Below are 15,724 nucleotides of genomic sequence, written 5' to 3'. Positions count from 1 at the left end.
CCGATCGCTACTGACTGACACGATCGTGCGCCGAATCCGGTCCGTGGAATAGATACCCCAGGGGTGGGTTCTGCCCACCCCATCGTTGTCCGCCCCCAGAATCGGGGGCATTACCCGACTCGGAGTCGGTTCGGTCCGCCGATACTGTTCGGCGCGCTATTCGGTGGCCGAGGAGACCGGCATATGGCCGGCGCGGCGCACCGCCCACACCGTCACCAGCAGCGCGACCGCGGTCAACGGCCAGCCCATCGCGATGCGGGCGGCGGCCAGCCAGCCGGTGCTGTCGGTGTCGTAGAAATGATTCTGCACCAGGTACCGGGCGCCGAAGACGATCACCCACACCACCGTGGCCAGATCGTAGAGTCGCATCGCGCGCCGATCCGAACGCCAGCTGTGGCCGTGGCCGTTGAGCACACCCCAGATCACGCCGGCCAGCGGCCAGCGCACCAGCAACGACACCAGGAAGACTCCGGCGTAGACCAGACTCGCCCAGATGCCGAAGAGGAAGTAGCCCTTCGCGGCGCCGGTGCGGTGGGCGATGAAGGCGCAGACCGCGACACCGATGAACCCGGAGATCGCCGGCTGGATCGGCGACCGGCGGATCAGCCGCCAGATCAGGACACCGGCGGCGGTGGCCAGCGCCGCCCAGATGGCGGCCGTCAGGCCCCACAGCGTATTGGCGGGGACGAACACCACCACCGGCAGCGTGGAGTAGATCAGTCCGCTGATGCCACCGAGTTGCTCGAGCAGCGTCTGCTCGATCTCCTCCTCGCGGTCCTCGCCGGTGTAGGAATGGTCGTCCTCGCCGGCGGCCGGATGACGCGGGGCATCACCGCCGGACTCGCGCAGGCGGTGACGGCCGCGCCCCGCAACGGGGTTCGCGCGGAGTCCGGCCACGGCGGCCGGGTCGGCGCCCTCGTTGTTGTGGGGTATCGGCATACGTCAGGAATTCTCGCGGAGTTCGTAGTAGGGGTTGAACATCACCTTGGCGCCATCGCGTTCACCGATGCGGCCACGGACCAGGATACGGCGTCCCGATTCGACACCGGGTATGCGGCGCCTGCCGATCCATACCAGGGTCACCGCGTCGGTGCCGTCGAAGAATTCGGCCTCCACCGAAGCGCTGGCCGACTTCGGACAGGCCTCCACACTGCGCAATCGCCCCAGCATGGTGACCTCTTCGCCACGTCGGCATTCCGCCGCCCTGCACGCGCCCGACGCTTCGGAGGTCTCCGCCAGCTCCTCCGCATCGAGTACGTCGAGATCGGCCGTCAGACGACGCCCCAGACGCCGGAAATAACCGCTGTCGGGGCCTACCTTGCCCGCGGCACCGGAACCCGCCTTGTTTCCGCCTGTGAAAGGCATCTTGCAACACTTCCTGCACTACAGACGGCGTGGGTCACACGTCGTCGGTTTCCCACACGACCGGCTGATGGGCCGTACACCGCCACTGTAGATGCACCCGGACGCCCTCGCTACGGGAGCCCGGCACCACCGTCACGGCGCTGACCGCACCGTTTGCTGGGTTCCCCGCCGATCCACGCGCGAACCCTCGGATTCGAGTGGTCGACAACACGTTTTTCGCGCACCGGAAGGGCGCGCCGGACCGCCGGGCTCCGCCGGTGATCGGAGGGGCGCGAGGCTCACTCGGCCCAGCGGCTAGGCTGCGGCCGTGGCAGAACTACCCCGTGCCGGCGGCTCGCGCCCGGCCGTCGTCGTCGCCCTGCCGGGCACCGGATCCGATGCCGACTTCGCCCGGCGAGCGTTCGAACCCGCTTGTGCCGCAATGGATCTGCCGTTCATCGCGGTGGAGCCGCAGCCGCGGGCCGTGGTCGCGAGCTGCCGCGCGGCGCTGGACGAGGCGGCCCTCCTCGGGCCGGTGCTCGCCGCGGGGATTTCGCTGGGCGCCGCGATCGCGGTGGAATGGGCCGGCGCCCACCCGGAATCGGCGTTCGGGGTGGTCGCGGCCCTGCCGGCCTGGACCGGTTCCGATATCACGGGGTGCCCGGCGGCGCTCAGCGCGGCGAGCACCGCGGCCCAGCTGCGCGCCGACGGCTTGGAACCGGTGATCGAACGGATGCGCGCGGGCAGCCCGGCCTGGCTGGGCCGGGCGCTGACCCAGTCGTGGCGCACGCACTGGCCCGATCTGCCGTCGGCGCTGGAAGAGGCCGCCACCTATGCCTGGCCGGACGCGGAATCGCTTGCGGCACTGCGCGTTCCGACCACCGTCGTGGCGGCGGTCGACGATCCGGTGCATCCGCTCGCCGTCGCCGAACAGTGGTACGAGCTGATCCCGCGGGCGCGCATCCACCGCATCACGCTCGACGAGCTCGGCGCCGATCCGGGGATTCTCGGCGCCCGGGGCGTCCCGGACCTGGTCACGCAGGAACTGCGGGCCTGACGGCTTCCGGGCGCCCGGCCGTACCGCGGACGCCCGGAAGCGGTCAGTTGAGACCGAGTTGCTGCATCGCCGAGCCTTCGGCGCCGCGACGCGGCCCCTGCTGTTCGGCGGTGACCACCGGGAAGGTGCCCGTCGCGGCCGCCTCGGCCGCGGCCGCCTGCGCGGCCAGCGCCTGCTGCTGCGCCTCGACCTGCTGCTGATGCGCCGCGATCAACTGGTCGGCAAGTTCCTGCGGCAGCACCACCGGCAACGGTTCCCGCACCGGCATCGGCTCGTCGCCGCGGCGCACCACGGTCTCGGCGAGAATCGCGCGGGCCGCCTCGACCAGCGGGCCGCCCTCGTCGGCGGCGCCCGAGGGCCCCGCCGCCACCAGCCGGACCATCCAGCGGTAACCGTCGACGCCGATGAAGCGCAGGTCGGCGCCCTCGGTCACCGCGTGCAGTTCGCGACCCCACGGCCCGGTCTGCACCGAGACCTGCGCGCCGTCGGCCCGCAGCGATTCCGCCAGATCCGCGGCGACGGTCCGCCACTGGCCCGGCGATTTCGGTGCCGCGTAGGCCGCCACGGTGAGACGTCCGTGCGGGGTCGCGAGATGAACCGCCTGCGGCGTGCCGTCGGGCGTCATCTCCACCTGCAACTGACCGCCGTCGGGGACCGGCAGGAGCACCGAACCCAGATCGAGATGCTGGTCGGAGATCTCGGCGAGAATCTCGGCCACCTCGTCGTAATCGAAGGGCCCGGTCCGCGGTGCGGAATCCTCGCCCTCGCCGGCGTCGCGGTCCTCGTCCTCGTACTCGTCGGCGTCGTATTCGTCGGCGTAGTCGGCGTCGTCGTCGAAGCCCTCGGTGTCGTCGAGACTTTCGGCGTCGTACGCGTCGGCCTCGGCATAGGCCTCCGCACCGGCATATGCGGAATCGTCCACGTAGCCGGAGGTTTCGACGGGATCCTCGGCGTAGGCAGCGGCGTAACCCGGAGTTTCGGCGTACGAGTCGGCGCCGTGCGCACCGGAGGACTGCCGGTAGGGGTCGGCTACCGCGAAACCACCTGTGGCCGGGCCGGATTCGGCGGTGTCGTACCCGCGACCGGCGTACGGGTCCGGCGCCGCGGCATGCGGCTGCGCGGGCTCGCGATAGCCGGGAGCTTCGACCTCCACCGGGCGATGCCGCCCCGTCTGCGGGTGGCCGTACTCGACGTCACCGGCATCGGGGCGCTGCTGTCCGGGCACGACGGGGTGCCGGCCGGTAACCGTCGGCGCGGGCGTACTCGTCGGCTCCGCGGCGCGTCGCGGCGGAGGTGGAGCCCCGGGGGGTGAGCCGGCCGGGGCCGGTCGGGGACCACCCGGACCGCCCGGCGCCGGACGTCCGGGTCCCGGAGGAAGCCGTGGCACCGAACCCGTCGGGGGCCCGGCCGGGTTCGCGCCGGGCGGAATCCGCCGGACCGAACCCGTCACCGGACCGCCCGGTGCGGGCGCTGCGCCGGGAATTCTCGGCACGGCACCCGTGCCACCCGGCCCCGGAGGATTGCGTCGAGTCGGGCCCGTACCGGCCGGGGGACCGGGATTGCGCTGCATCGCACCGGAGTCCAGCGGGCCGCCGGGAATCCGCGGTGTGGGTCCGGTGCCGGCCGGACCCCCCGGGATCCGAGGTGTTGCACCGGTTCCCGCCGGACCGCCGGGAATCCGCGGGGTCGCACCGCTCCCGACAGGACCACCGGGAACGCGCGGAATCGCGCCGGTGCCGACCGGCCCACCGGGGACGCGCGGCATCGCCCCCGTGCCCGCCGGGCCACCGGGAACGCGCGGGATCGCGCCGGTTCCGCCCGCCGGCCGCGGCGGCAACTGGCCGGAAGGGATGCGCGGAATGGGGCCGGTGTCGTCCATATCCCCCGGCACCGGCGGCAGGTCCGGACGCCGTCCGCTCGGCGCTCGCCGCGGCGGACGGACCGGCGCGTCACCGCGTGCCGGAGTACCCGGGCGCGCCGGCATTCGTGCGTGCGCGCCCGTCTCGTACGGGTCGGGCCGCGCACTGGGATACGGCGCAGCCGGACGTCCCGGCGTCCCGTACCCGGGCGGAGTCATACCGTGGTCCGGCTCCGCGCGGCCGTGCCGCCCGGTGCGCCCGCCCGCAGCTTCCGCGCTCGGCCCGGCCGGATAGTCCGGCTCGGAATAGCCGGGGCCGTAGGCGGATTCGCCGTAGACTCCGTCGTCCCCCAGATCCGGTGCCCGGTGCGTACCGGTCCGGTAGCCGCCCTCGGCGTATCCCTCGTCGTAATAGGAATCGCCATAGCCGGTGTCGTCCCGCTCGGAGTCATGATCGGATCGATGATCTCCACGGCCGAACATGTTCATACCTCCCCTCCGGCGCGGCCCGCCCCGCCGGATTGCGGCGACAGACTGTGGTGTCCGCCGCTCGACCCGTAACCGCCTGCGCCGCGCGCTGTTTCGTCGAGCTGGTCGACCTCCACGAAATCCACCAGTTCCACACGCTGCACCAGCAATTGTGCGATCCGATCGCCGCGGCGCAACTGAATCGCCGTGCGCGGGTCGTGATTGATCAGGCAGACCTTGATCTCGCCCCGGTATCCGGCGTCGATCGTGCCCGGCGTGTTGACGACGGACAGACCCGTCTTGGCGGCCAGCCCCGACCGGGGATGAATGAGGCCGACGGTGCCCTCCGGCAACGCGACGGCGATTCCGGTGCCGACGAGCACCCGCTCGCCCGGCTCCAGGATGACGTCTTCGGTGGTGCACAAATCCACTCCGGCATCGCCCGGGTGCGCGCGCGTGGGCACCGGGACGCCGGGATCGAGCCGCAGCAGAGGTATGGGTGCAAGTCCGGTCACGTCCAGCGAGCCTACGCGTCCGGCGGCCGGGCCGTGGGAGCGCCGGGCTCCGATGTGGCGGCACCGAGCGGCCGCGGTCGCGGACAGCCCGGACCGGCTCCCGCCGACAGCGAATATGTCGGCCTGACCTAGCATGATGTGGTGTCCGACCAGTCCCACGCAGTACCTCCCCACGAGTCCTCGGCGCGCGCACACGCCGATACCCCCGCCGCGGTCTATTCCGAACGGCTGTGGGTTCCGCTGTGGTGGTGGCCGGTGGCGCTGGCGGTGACCGGTCTGCTGGCCGCCGAAATCCATATGGGAGCGCCGGGTATCCGGGCGTGGCTGCCGTATGTGCTGCTGTTCCCGGTGCCCGTCTGGGCGCTGCTCTGGGTGAGTCGCCACCGGGTCGAGGTGGCACCGGATGCCGACGGCATCCTCGAATTGCGCGCGGACCGGGCCCATCTACCGGTAACGTATGTATCCCGGGCGGTACCCGTACCGGCCAGCGCGAAAAGCGCGGCACTGGGTCGTCAGCTCGACCCGGCCGCGTTCGTCCAGCATCGACCCTGGATCGGGCCCATGGTCCTGCTCGTCCTCGACGATCCGGACGACCCCGCTCCGTACTGGCTGATCAGCACGCGTAAACCCGCGCAGGTGCTGGCCGCGCTCGGCGTGCCGAGCGCGGGCTGACGGGACCTGCCGGGCTGTTTGTCGTCGTTTCTCTCAGCTACCCGCGGAACTGATCCGCTGCGGCCGCACGGATCGCTCAGGCCGCGCAATCCATGCAGATCATCTGCCCGCCGGCCTCGCTGGCGAGTCTGCTGCGGTGGTGAACCAGGAAGCAGCTCGAGCAGGTGAACTCGTCGGCCTGCTTCGGGATCACCCGGACCGAGAGCACCTCCTCGGACAGATCCGCGCCGGGAAGCTCGAACGACTCCGCGGTATCGGATTCGTCGATATCCACGACGGCGGACGCGGCCTCGTTGCGACGAGCCTTCAGCTCCTCGAGCGAGTCCTCCGACACTTCGTCGGATTCACTGCGCCTAGGTGCGTCATAGTCGGTTGCCATGTCGTCTTCCCCTCGTCCTTACTCCGTATATCCCGGACCGGCTCCGCCGAACGTCGATCCCTGTCGGAATCGCCGGCGATGCCGCCCCGCCGTGGTGTACGTCACGTGTACACCGCTCGCCGCCCGGCCGGATCACCCTGATCCATACCGGATCGCGCTCGGTCAACGCAGGACATGCCCTGGTTGTTCCCGAAATCGCTTCCCTGATTCACATCAGCCGATTCGTATCGGGCCGCCAGACAATAGCGGACGCCGGGGCAAAAGTCGCAATCAAAACTCGAGCGAGTCGAAACCGACGGGTAATCGTCACTGCGACAGCACGGTTGTGGCGATACGCCATCGCTTCGTGCTCGGCGGCGCCTCGGCCCGTGACCCGATCGCGACGCGGGCGGCCGCGCCGATCGTTACCATCCCGATATCCGGCATCGCCGTAGCTGCCTGTTTCCGCGCCGAACCGGCGCGCAGGTGTCCGCGTGCGCGACTGTCGCCCGCCAACTCGTAAGGTGTGCGTGTGGTTTCACTGATCACCGAAGGCAGCGCGGTCGACAACAAGGGCCGTCCGTTCCTGCGGCGCCGCTACCAGCCGTGGGTCGCACTCATCGCGGTTCTCGCCCTCATCTGCGCAATCGTGTGGATCAAGGCGCTGACCACCGCCGACACCACCCATACCGCGATGGCCTGCAATTCGCCGGCCCCCGCCACGGATGCGAACTCCCCGCAGCCCGCGCCGCTGGGCGAGGTGGTGTCCCCGTCGCGGCTGCACGATGTGGAGCCGGCGCCGCTGGCCCAGGCCAAGGTGCGGGTGCTCAACGGGTCCGGCCAGCGCGGCCTGGCCGAGCACATCGCGTCCAAGCTCGGTGACTACGGCTTCGCCAGCCCGCCGGCCCCCGTGTTCGGCAACGATCCGGTCTATCTGAACGGCGACCTGGTGTGCACCGGCCAGATCCGCTACGGCGTGAGCGGTCGCCCGGCCGCGGCCGCCGTCCAGCTCGTCGCGCCGTGCGCGGAGCTGATCGAGGATCAGCGCACCGACGACACCGTCGACCTGGCCCTGGGCACGCTGTTCGGCAACGATCTGCAGCCGAGCACCGATGCCGAGGAAGTGCTGCGCGCCTTGAAGAATCCGGCGCCCAACGGCCCGGACGTCGATTCGGCGCTGCTGCAGGCCGCCCGCACCGCCCGCTGCTGAAGCCGAGCCGCGCTCACTCCTCGGGGATGGGCGCGGCGACACCGAGCCGGTCGAACAGGTCGGCGAGCTCGTCGGCGATGCCCGCGGCGGCGGCCACGGTCAGCTCCCCCTGCGCGCCGTTGGAGTCCGCGCCGGGCAGCCGCAGTACCGCACCCGCCTCGGCCGCGATCAGGGCTCCGGCGGCCCAGTCCCACGGATTGAGGCCGTGTTCGTAGTGGGCGTCCACGCGACCCGCGGCCACCATGCAGAGGTCCAGGGCGGCCGAGCCGATCCGGCGGATGTCGCGGACTTTCGGCAGCAGCTGCGCCACGAGTTCGCCCTGCCGTTCCCGTCGCGCCGCGCCGTAGCCGAAGCCGGTGGCCAGCAGAGCCAGCCGGACGGAGTCGATATCGTTGCAGCGCAACGTGATCGGCTCCTCGTCGCCGCCGGCCAGGGTGGCACCCGCGCCCAGTCCGGCGCTGTAGGTCACCCCACCGGCCACGTCGACGACGGTACCGGCCAGCGAACGGCCGCCGCGCATCGCGGCCACCGATACCGCGTAGGCCGGGATGCCGTACACGAAGTTGACCGTGCCGTCGATCGGATCGACCACCCACACGATCTCCCCGGCGGCGCCGAGGCTGCCACCGCCCTCCTCACCGAGGACCCTCTCCCCCGGGCGCGTCTCGGCCAGCAACGACCGGATCAGCTGCTCGGTTTCGGTGTCGACCACGGTGACCGGATCGGTGGGCGTCGACTTGGTGCGGACCGAGTCGTCCTCGGTGCGCCCCGGGCCGAACACCTCGGGACGGCGGCGGCGGACGTGTGCCGCCGCGGTCTCGGCCAGATAAACTGAAACACGGCGTAATTCGGCGATTTCGGCAGGGTCGAGGACGGGCGCTTCCGCGATGTCGGCGGGTGAATTCGTCTCGGGCACGGTTTCCATCCGACCACAGATCCGCCCGGACTCGCATCCGCGCGGTCGCGGCCACGGGCGCGTCGCGCGGTGTAACGTGCCGCTGGCACCTTCATCGGCCTAGACCACAGGGAACGAGGAGTTCGCGATGTCCGCTCGGGGGCAAGCATTCGGAATCGATATCGGGGGTAGCGGGGTGAAGGGCGCGGTCGTCGACCTCGCCACCGGCGACCTCGCCCACGAACGGATCAAGATCTCCACGCCCCACCCGGCCACCCCGAACGCCATCGCCGAAACCGTCGCCAAACTCGTCACCCAGGCCGACTGGGACGGCCCGGTCGGGCTCACCCTGCCCAGCGTGGTGGTCAACGGCATCGCCCGCACCGCCGCCAACATCGACAAGAGCTGGATCGACACCGACGCGCGTCAGCTGTTCTCGCTGGCGCTGGGCGGACGCGACGTCGTGGTGCTCAACGACGCCGACGCCGCGGGCCTGGCCGAGGACCGCTACGGCGCGGCCCGCAACATCGACGGCCTGGTGATGCTGTTGACCTTCGGCACCGGTATCGGCTCGGCGCTGCTGAACCACGGCGTCCTGGTGCCCAACACCGAACTGGGCCACATCGAGGTGCACGGCAAGGAGGCCGAGCACCGGGCCGCGTCGTCGGTGAAGGAACGAAAGAATCTGTCGTACAAGGAGTGGGCCGCCGAGGTGACGAAGGTACTGGTCACCCTGGAGGACCTGTTCTGGCCGACGGTCTTCGTCGCCGGCGGCGGGATCAGCCGCGATGCCGAGCACTGGATCCCGTTGCTGGCCAATCGGACTCCGGTCGCGGCCGCCCATCTCCGCAACACCGCGGGTATCGTGGGCGCCGCGATGGCCGTGGATAGCGGGATCGCGCCGTGAGCACTCGTTGCCGATAGTTACAATGGAACGAGACCGGCGGTGAGCCGGAAAACAACCCCGGCACGTAGAGCCGGGTTCAACCCCGACAGAACCGCTCCGCCGGATGATTACTCTGGCGTGACGCCGCACGAGACCGTCACGAAAGGGCGTACGTGGTAGCCACGAATACCCGACAGACCGCCGAATCGGCCGACGCTGCCGACTCCGCAGAAGGCACCGCAGCACGGCCGGTCCGCAAGGCTGCCGCGAAAAAGGCCCCGGCCAAGAAGGTCGCCGCGAAGAAGGCCCCCGCCAAGAAAGCGGGAGCCAAGGCTGCAAAGAAAGCACCCGCCAAGAAGGCCACCACGAAGAAGGCGGCCCCCGGCGCGGACAACGAAGCCGACGAGCATCTCGACGACGAGTCGCTGGAACTCGACGACCTCGGTGACCTGGAGGTCTCCGAGGACGATCTGAGCGACGACGGCGAAGAGCTGGTCGAAGAGACCGCCGAGGACGAAGAGGCCGAAGCCGAGGACGAGGAAGCCGACGAGCCCTCGGAGAAGGACAAGGCCTCCGGCGATTTCGTCTGGGACGAAGAGGAATCCGAGGCCCTGCGCCAGGCCCGCAAGGATGCCGAGCTCACGGCGTCCGCGGACTCGGTGCGCGCCTACCTCAAGCAGATCGGCAAGGTCGCGCTGCTCAACGCGGAGGAGGAGGTCGAACTCGCCAAGCGGATCGAGGCCGGTCTCTACGCCACCGAGAAGCTGCGCGAATTCGCCGACAAGGGCGAGAAGCTGCCGGTGGCCACCCGCCGCGATCTGCAGTGGATCATGCGCGACGGCAACCGTGCCAAGAACCACCTGCTCGAGGCCAACCTGCGTCTGGTCGTCTCGCTGGCCAAGCGCTACACCGGCCGCGGCATGGCGTTCCTGGACCTGATCCAGGAGGGCAACCTGGGTCTGATCCGCGCGGTGGAGAAGTTCGACTACACCAAGGGCTACAAGTTCTCCACGTATGCGACCTGGTGGATCCGGCAGGCCATCACCCGCGCGATGGCCGACCAGGCCCGCACCATCCGTATTCCGGTGCACATGGTCGAGGTCATCAACAAGCTGGGCCGCATCCAGCGCGAGCTGCTGCAGGACCTGGGCCGCGAGCCCACGCCCGAAGAGCTCGCCAAGGAAATGGACATCACGCCGGAGAAGGTCCTCGAGATCCAGCAGTACGCGCGTGAGCCCATCTCGCTGGACCAGACCATCGGCGACGAGGGCGATTCCCAGCTGGGCGACTTCATCGAGGATTCCGAGGCGGTCGTCGCGGTCGACGCGGTGAGCTTCACCCTGCTGCAGGATCAGCTGCAGTCGGTGCTGGAAACCTTGTCCGAGCGTGAGGCGGGCGTGGTCCGGCTGCGCTTCGGTCTCACCGACGGCCAGCCGCGCACCCTCGACGAGATCGGCCAGGTCTACGGGGTCACCCGTGAGCGCATCCGCCAGATCGAGTCGAAGACGATGAGCAAGCTGCGCCACCCCAGCCGGTCGCAGGTGTTGCGCGACTACCTGGACTGATATCCGCGATCCCGATGATGCCGCCGAGGTTCCGCCTCGGCGGCATCGTCGTTATGTCCGGGTATTGCCGCGACGGCCCCATAGGGTGGGCTGTCGTGGATCAGTTGGTGTTGGTTTTCGTGCTGGCGTTCGCGACGATCCTGGCGCAGCCGCTAAGCCGGCGGCTCGGTTTGGCGCCCGCGGTGCTGATGACGGTCTTCGGGCTCGTCATGGCGGTGCTGCCGTTCGTGCCGAATATCGCGCTGGCGCCCGAGCTGATCCTCCCGCTGGTCCTGCCGCCGTTGCTCTACGCCTCGGCGCGGCGCACCTCCTGGCAGCAGTTCGCGTCCAACGCGGGGGCGATCCTGTTGCGAGCGGTCGGTCTGGTGGTGGCCACCGCGGCCGCGGTCGCCGCGATCTTCCATCTCTGGTATCCGGCGCTGCCGGTGGGCACGGCGTTCGCCCTGGGCGCGGTGGTGGCGCCGCCGGATCCGGTGGCGGTGAGCGCGATGGCGAACCGGCTGGGCCTGCCGCGGCGTCTGGTGGCGGTGCTCGAGGGTGAGGGCCTGTTCAACGACGTGACCGCGGTGGTGATCTACGACGTCGCGGTGCAGGCGGTGGTGACCGGGCAATTCTCGGCCTGGCGGACCGCGGTCGACTTCGTGGTCTCGGCGGTGGTGGCGATGGCGGTCGGGCTCGCGCTCGGATGGGCCGGCAGTGCCCTGATGCGGCGGCTGACGGAGGCGCCGTGGCAGGTTGCCCTCGGATTGCTACTCCCGTTCGCCGCCTACGGACTCGCCGAGGCCGCGCACGGTTCGGCGGTGCTCGCGGTCCTCGTGTGCGCACTGTATCTCACCGATGCCGCAACGGATTTCAGCGATGTGGGATACCGAATCGTCGGCGATTCGTTCTGGGACGTAATCGACATGCTGGTCACCGGATTCGCCTTCGGACTGGTGGGCCTGGAGCTGAGCACGGTGCTCGCCACCACCGGTCCGAACTGGCCACGCCTGCTCGGCGGGGCGGCCGCGGTGGTCGGCGTGGTGGTTGCCCTGCGGGTGCTGTGGCTGCTCGCCAGTACCGCGCTGTTTCGCGGATGGTGGCGGCGCCGGCGGGTGGACGAGCCGTACACCTGGCGCGAGACCGTGGTCACCTGGTGGGCCGGCATGCGCGGCGTGGTGACCGTCGCGCTGGCGCTGGCGTTGCCGCTGACCACCGATTCGGGCGCGGACTTCCCCGGCCGCACCGAGGTCCTGTTCATCGCGTTCGTCGTGGTGGTGTTCACGCTGCTGCTGCAGGGTCCCACGCTGCCTCTGGTCGCTCGCTGGACCGGGGTGAAGGCCGATACCGAGGTCGAGCGAGCCATGGAGCGACGGCTGTGGACGCGGATCCTGCGCGCGGAACTGGCCCGGCTGGAGGACATCGCCGACAACGAGGATCTGCCCGACGAGGTGTATCAGCGGCTGCGCGACAGCGTGGAACGCCGGTTGATGCGCGCCGACCCGGAAGCGGCCCAGGCCGCCGACGGCACCAAGACCGTCGAGCACGCCATGCGGCTGACCGGCAAATTGCGCACCATCAGCAACGACGTCCTCGACGCCGGCCGCGGTGAGGCGCTGGCCGCCCGGCGCGAACCGGGTATGCCGCCGGATCTGGTGGACCGCGTGATGCGCCGGCTGGATCTGCGCCCGCCGCCGCTGCTGTGAGGTAGCGGACTCGCGCGACGGTCGAGTCCCCTGGACACCCTGCGGCGATCGAGCCCCGGTCCACGGACACGCGACGCGAACTGGCCTCGCGCTCCGGCAAACACCAGCTATTTTCCAGGACTAACGTTCGGGAAATTTACTACCTGCGAGTATATAGCTAATGTGCGGACGGTCACCGGCATGGGGATGCGGTGACGCACTTTCGGCAAGGAGTCCGCATGCTTCAGATCGACCAGTTCACCTACGGGTGGTTGACACCCACACTGGCCTACGTCATGTCCGTCATCGGTTCGTTGCTCGCGTTGCGCTGTATGGTGCGCGCGCGGGCCAACCCCGAGCGCCGCGGATGGGTCGTCACCGCGGCCGTGGCCCTGGGCGGTACGGGCGTCTGGGTCATGCACTTCATCGCGATGCTGGGTTTCTCGGTCCATGGGGCGACCATTCGCTACGACATCCCGATCACGTTGATCAGCGCCGCGATCGCGGTGGTCGTGGTCTGGATCGGCCTGTCGCTGGTGATCCGCCGGCGGGGCGACACCTCGGCGCTGCTGACCGGCGGGGCGGTCACCGGGCTGGGTGTGGCCGCGATGCACTACGCCGGCATGTACGCGATGAAGACCGATGTCGCGATGCACTACGACGCGTGGCTGGTCCTCGTCTCCATCGTTATCGCGGTGGTGGCGGCGACCGCGGCGCTGTGGTTCGCGCTGCACGTCGAGGGACTGCTCGCGACCATCGGTTCGGCGATGATCATGGGGGTCGCGGTCTGCGGTATGCACTACACCGGCATGTACGCCATGCAGGCCCATATGGCCGAGCACATGCAGGCGCCGTCGGGGGCGCAGGCCAATCAGCTGCTGACCCCGCTGATCATCGGCGTCAGCATGGTGACGCTGCTGCTGTTCCTGCAGGTCGGCATCACCGATATCCACGAGCCGGATCTGTCGCGCATCCGTGGGCAGCGCGCGAGCCGTTACTGGCCCAGCAGCACCGAGTCCGACTCCCCGGCGACCGGGTCGTTCGCTCGCGAGGAGTACCCCGGCGAGCAGACACACCGGCACCGCCGCTAGCCGCCGTCGGCAGGGCCCGCGCAATGCGGTGACCGCACAGCTCACCGGCGGGAAACCGCCGCGAGGCGAACCTGTGGCACCGGATTGCGCGGGTCGGTGGGCGGACCGGCCCGCCGCGGGCGACACTGGCATACGTGGCGTCTTCCGCTTTGAATCACTACCGGTCCCCGTGGGCCCGGACGCTCGACCTCGACACCGGGCGCCGGCAACTGCTGGACTGGTGGCACGGCCCGGATCGGATCTACCGGGCCGGGAAGGCGGTCCACGACCATCTGGCCGGTGCGCCGGCCTCCTGCGCCTACGCGTTCACATTGTTCGTCACCTGGTGGACGCTGCGCGGGATCAGTGATTTCGCCGGGCACCGGCTGATCCTGTCGGCCTCGACGAATCTGCACAATATGCGCCGGGAGCCGGTACAAGTGCTGGTCGCGTCGGCGTTCTGGACCGACGGCGGATTTCCGTGGGTGATCATCATCGGCTTCCTGACGGTGATGGCCTTCGCCGAGCGCTGGCTGGGGACGTTGCGCTGGATCATGGTGTTCGCCTGCGGCCACGTCGGCGCCTCGATGATCGTGGTCACCGGCATCGCCTTCGCGGTGCACCACGAGCTGATTCCGCTGCGCATCGCGGTGGCTTCCGATGTGGGGTCCTCCTACGGTTTCACCGCGGTGCTGGCCGCGCTGAGCTTCCATCTGCGCGGTACACCCCGGGCCGTGTGGGCGGTCGGGTTGCTGGCCTGGTTCGGCTTCGCCGCCTGGCACGGGCGCACGTTCACCGACTACGGCCACCTGATGGCGCTGTTCATCGGCTTCGTGGTCGGGGCGGTCGCGGTGGCGTTGTCGCGGCGGCTCGAGCGGATCCGCGACCAGCGGCCCGCGGGCACCCGCCGCGCACCGGGCGACACCGCGCCCCGGCCGATCGACCATCCCGCGCCCGCCCTGGTGAGCGAGGACGAGCCCTCAGCCGACGGCCGGAGCGAGCCGACGCTGCATTGAGCGCACCACGGGTTCGACCACGCGCGCCGCGACCGGGCCGAGGATCGCCATCAGCAAGACGTAGGCCGAGGCCAGCGCCGCCAGCTTGCCCGGTACCGCACCGACCGAAACGGCAAGTCCCGCAATGACGATCGAGAATTCACCGCGGGCCACCAGGGCGGCGCCGGCGCGCGCACGACCGAGCCGTCCGATGCCCTGCCGCTTGGCCGCGAACCACCCGGTTCCGATCTTGGTCAGCGTGGTGATCACGGCCAGCAGCACCGCCCAGCCGAGGACCTGCGGGATCTTGTGCGGATCGGTGTTGAGGCCGAAGGCCACGAAGAAGATGGCGGCGAACAGATCCCGCAGCGGTTCCAGGAGTTTCGCGGCGCTCTGCGCGGTGGATCCGGAGATCGCGATACCCAGCAGGAACGCGCCGACCGCGGCCGAGACGTTCAGCGCGGAGGCGAGGCCCGCGACCAACAGCGCGGCCCCCAGCAACTGCAGCAGGAACACCTCGCGATCCTTGCTGTCCACGATCGAGGACACGAAGCGCCCGTAGCGCAGCGCGATGACCAGCACGATCGCAATCACGAGCAAGGCGAGCGCCAACGACCGTAGCCCGGCCAGCCAGCCGACACCGGCCAGGATGGTGGTCAGGATCGGCAGGTAGATCGCCATCGCCAGATCCTCGAACACCAGAACCGACAGCACGACCGGCGTCTCCCGGTTACCGAGCCGTCCGAGGTCGTTGAGCACCTTCGCCGCGATGCCGGAGGACGAGATGTAGGTGACGCCGGCCAGGGTGATCGCGCCGGTCGGCCCCCAGCCGAGCAGCAGCGCCACCACCGCGCCGGGCGTGGCGTTCAGCACGATGTCGAGCAGACCCGCGAGCCAGGACTTGCGCATGCCCGAGACCAGTTCCGGCGCGGTGTATTCCAGGCCCAGCAGCAACAGCAGCAGCACGACGCCGATTTCGCCTGCGAGATGGCCGAATTCAGTGGCGGCCTTGACGGTGAGCACACCGCCGTCACCGAAGGCCAGGCCGCCGAGGAGGTAGAGCGGGATCGGGGACATGCCGAAACGCCCTGCGACACGCCCCAGGACACCGAGGGCGAACAGGACCGCTCCGAGCTCGAACAGGGCTAGTGCGGTCGACTCCACCGG

The 15,724-nt window shown here is 70.0% G+C and carries 15 protein-coding genes; 8 read left to right on the top strand and 7 right to left on the bottom strand.

The genetic code is table 11. The annotated features are described in order from the left end of the window. Positions 1-156: 156 nt before the first annotated feature. Both ACPCUW_RS28010 and ACPCUW_RS28005 read right to left on the bottom strand, forming a co-directional pair. Positions 157-762, bottom strand: a complete 606-nt coding sequence (locus ACPCUW_RS28010) for a DUF3159 domain-containing protein (protein ID WP_063019529.1) — start codon at positions 760-762, stop codon at positions 157-159. Between the two features lie 180 nt (positions 763-942). Beyond that, a complete protein-coding gene (locus ACPCUW_RS28005; protein WP_051756768.1) occupies positions 943-1,365 on the bottom strand; it encodes an OB-fold nucleic acid binding domain-containing protein in 423 nt (140 codons plus the stop codon). Positions 1,366-1,672: 307 nt separating this feature from the next. Between ACPCUW_RS28005 and ACPCUW_RS28000 the strand changes: the two genes are divergently transcribed. Continuing rightward, positions 1,673-2,401 carry an alpha/beta fold hydrolase gene (locus ACPCUW_RS28000; RefSeq protein WP_030517216.1) on the top strand — a complete coding sequence of 243 codons (729 nt, stop codon included), beginning with the start codon at positions 1,673-1,675 and terminating at the stop codon, positions 2,399-2,401. 43 nt (positions 2,402-2,444) lie between these two features. Here the strand turns inward: ACPCUW_RS28000 and ACPCUW_RS27995 are convergent, their stop codons facing one another. Then, positions 2,445-3,323, bottom strand: a complete 879-nt coding sequence (locus tag ACPCUW_RS27995) for a DUF3710 domain-containing protein (protein ID WP_063019531.1) — start codon at positions 3,321-3,323, stop codon at positions 2,445-2,447. 1,421 nt (positions 3,324-4,744) lie between these two features. Further along, entirely contained in the window at positions 4,745-5,242 is a 498-nt protein-coding gene (gene dut, locus ACPCUW_RS27990) for a dUTP diphosphatase (RefSeq protein ID WP_104392449.1), read from the bottom strand. A gap of 138 nt (positions 5,243-5,380) precedes the next feature. On the opposite strand from dut, the gene ACPCUW_RS27985 reads away from it, so the two are divergent. Beyond that, entirely contained in the window at positions 5,381-5,914 is a 534-nt protein-coding gene (locus ACPCUW_RS27985) for a DUF3093 domain-containing protein (RefSeq protein WP_423428122.1), read from the top strand. 76 nt (positions 5,915-5,990) lie between these two features. Here ACPCUW_RS27985 and ACPCUW_RS27980 read toward each other — a convergent pair whose 3' ends face one another. After that, the gene (locus tag ACPCUW_RS27980) at positions 5,991-6,293 is read right to left on the bottom strand and encodes a DUF4193 domain-containing protein (protein ID WP_025351469.1); all 303 of its coding nucleotides are present in this window, start codon (positions 6,291-6,293) and stop codon (positions 5,991-5,993) included. A 511-nt stretch (positions 6,294-6,804) separates the two neighbouring features. On the opposite strand from ACPCUW_RS27980, the gene cei reads away from it, so the two are divergent. Continuing rightward, entirely contained in the window at positions 6,805-7,482 is a 678-nt protein-coding gene (gene cei / locus ACPCUW_RS27975; RefSeq protein WP_030517220.1) for an envelope integrity protein Cei, read from the top strand. 13 nt (positions 7,483-7,495) lie between these two features. Here cei and ACPCUW_RS27970 read toward each other — a convergent pair whose 3' ends face one another. Continuing rightward, on the bottom strand, positions 7,496-8,407 hold the full coding sequence (locus tag ACPCUW_RS27970; RefSeq protein ID WP_423428120.1) for an inositol monophosphatase family protein: 912 nt from the start codon (positions 8,405-8,407) through the stop codon (positions 7,496-7,498). A 118-nt stretch (positions 8,408-8,525) separates the two neighbouring features. Here ACPCUW_RS27970 and ppgK point away from each other — a divergent pair, with 118 nt between their 5' ends. The 5 genes from ppgK (at position 8,526) to ACPCUW_RS27945 (ending at position 14,578) form a co-directional block, all read left to right on the top strand. Beyond that, a complete protein-coding gene (gene ppgK / locus ACPCUW_RS27965; protein WP_030517222.1) occupies positions 8,526-9,284 on the top strand; it encodes a polyphosphate--glucose phosphotransferase in 759 nt (252 codons plus the stop codon). Positions 9,285-9,436: 152 nt separating this feature from the next. Further along, positions 9,437-10,828: an RNA polymerase sigma factor gene (locus ACPCUW_RS27960; RefSeq protein WP_063019137.1), complete on the top strand. Its 1,392-nt coding sequence runs from the start codon at positions 9,437-9,439 to the stop codon at positions 10,826-10,828. A 95-nt stretch (positions 10,829-10,923) separates the two neighbouring features. Then, positions 10,924-12,513 carry a Na+/H+ antiporter gene (locus ACPCUW_RS27955; RefSeq protein WP_423428118.1) on the top strand — a complete coding sequence of 530 codons (1,590 nt, stop codon included), beginning with the start codon at positions 10,924-10,926 and terminating at the stop codon, positions 12,511-12,513. A 218-nt stretch (positions 12,514-12,731) separates the two neighbouring features. After that, positions 12,732-13,583 (top strand): MHYT domain-containing protein, encoded by an 852-nt coding sequence (locus ACPCUW_RS27950; RefSeq protein ID WP_063910946.1) that lies wholly within the window; start codon positions 12,732-12,734, stop codon positions 13,581-13,583. Positions 13,584-13,717: 134 nt separating this feature from the next. Then, positions 13,718-14,578: a rhomboid-like protein gene (locus ACPCUW_RS27945; RefSeq protein WP_423428116.1), complete on the top strand. Its 861-nt coding sequence runs from the start codon at positions 13,718-13,720 to the stop codon at positions 14,576-14,578. On the opposite strand, the gene ACPCUW_RS27940 is transcribed toward ACPCUW_RS27945, so the two are convergent. Beyond that, entirely contained in the window at positions 14,543-15,721 is a 1,179-nt protein-coding gene (locus tag ACPCUW_RS27940) for a cation:proton antiporter (RefSeq protein WP_030517227.1), read from the bottom strand. The genes ACPCUW_RS27945 and ACPCUW_RS27940 overlap by 36 nt on opposite strands. Positions 15,722-15,724: the final 3 nt, after the last annotated feature.

It is taken from the genome of Nocardia sp. AB354 (assembly GCF_049538315.1).
GTDB lineage: Bacteria > Actinomycetota > Actinomycetes > Mycobacteriales > Mycobacteriaceae > Nocardia > Nocardia nova.
The sequence above is the reverse complement of the archived record's forward strand: the minus strand, read 5'-3'. Positions and strand labels throughout refer to the sequence as shown.

Excerpts from the sequence above, each read along its gene's own strand:
- ACPCUW_RS28005 (WP_051756768.1), bottom strand. The coding sequence starts at position 1,365 with ATGCCTTTCACAGGCGGAAACAAGGCGGGTTCCGGTGCCGCGGGCAAG.
- ACPCUW_RS27980 (WP_025351469.1), bottom strand. The coding sequence starts at position 6,293 with ATGGCAACCGACTATGACGCACCTAGGCGCAGTGAATCCGACGAAGTG.
- ACPCUW_RS27970 (WP_423428120.1), bottom strand. The coding sequence starts at position 8,407 with ATGGAAACCGTGCCCGAGACGAATTCACCCGCCGACATCGCGGAAGCG.
- ppgK (WP_030517222.1), top strand. The coding sequence starts at position 8,526 with ATGTCCGCTCGGGGGCAAGCATTCGGAATCGATATCGGGGGTAGCGGG.
- ACPCUW_RS27950 (WP_063910946.1), top strand. The coding sequence starts at position 12,732 with ATGCTTCAGATCGACCAGTTCACCTACGGGTGGTTGACACCCACACTG.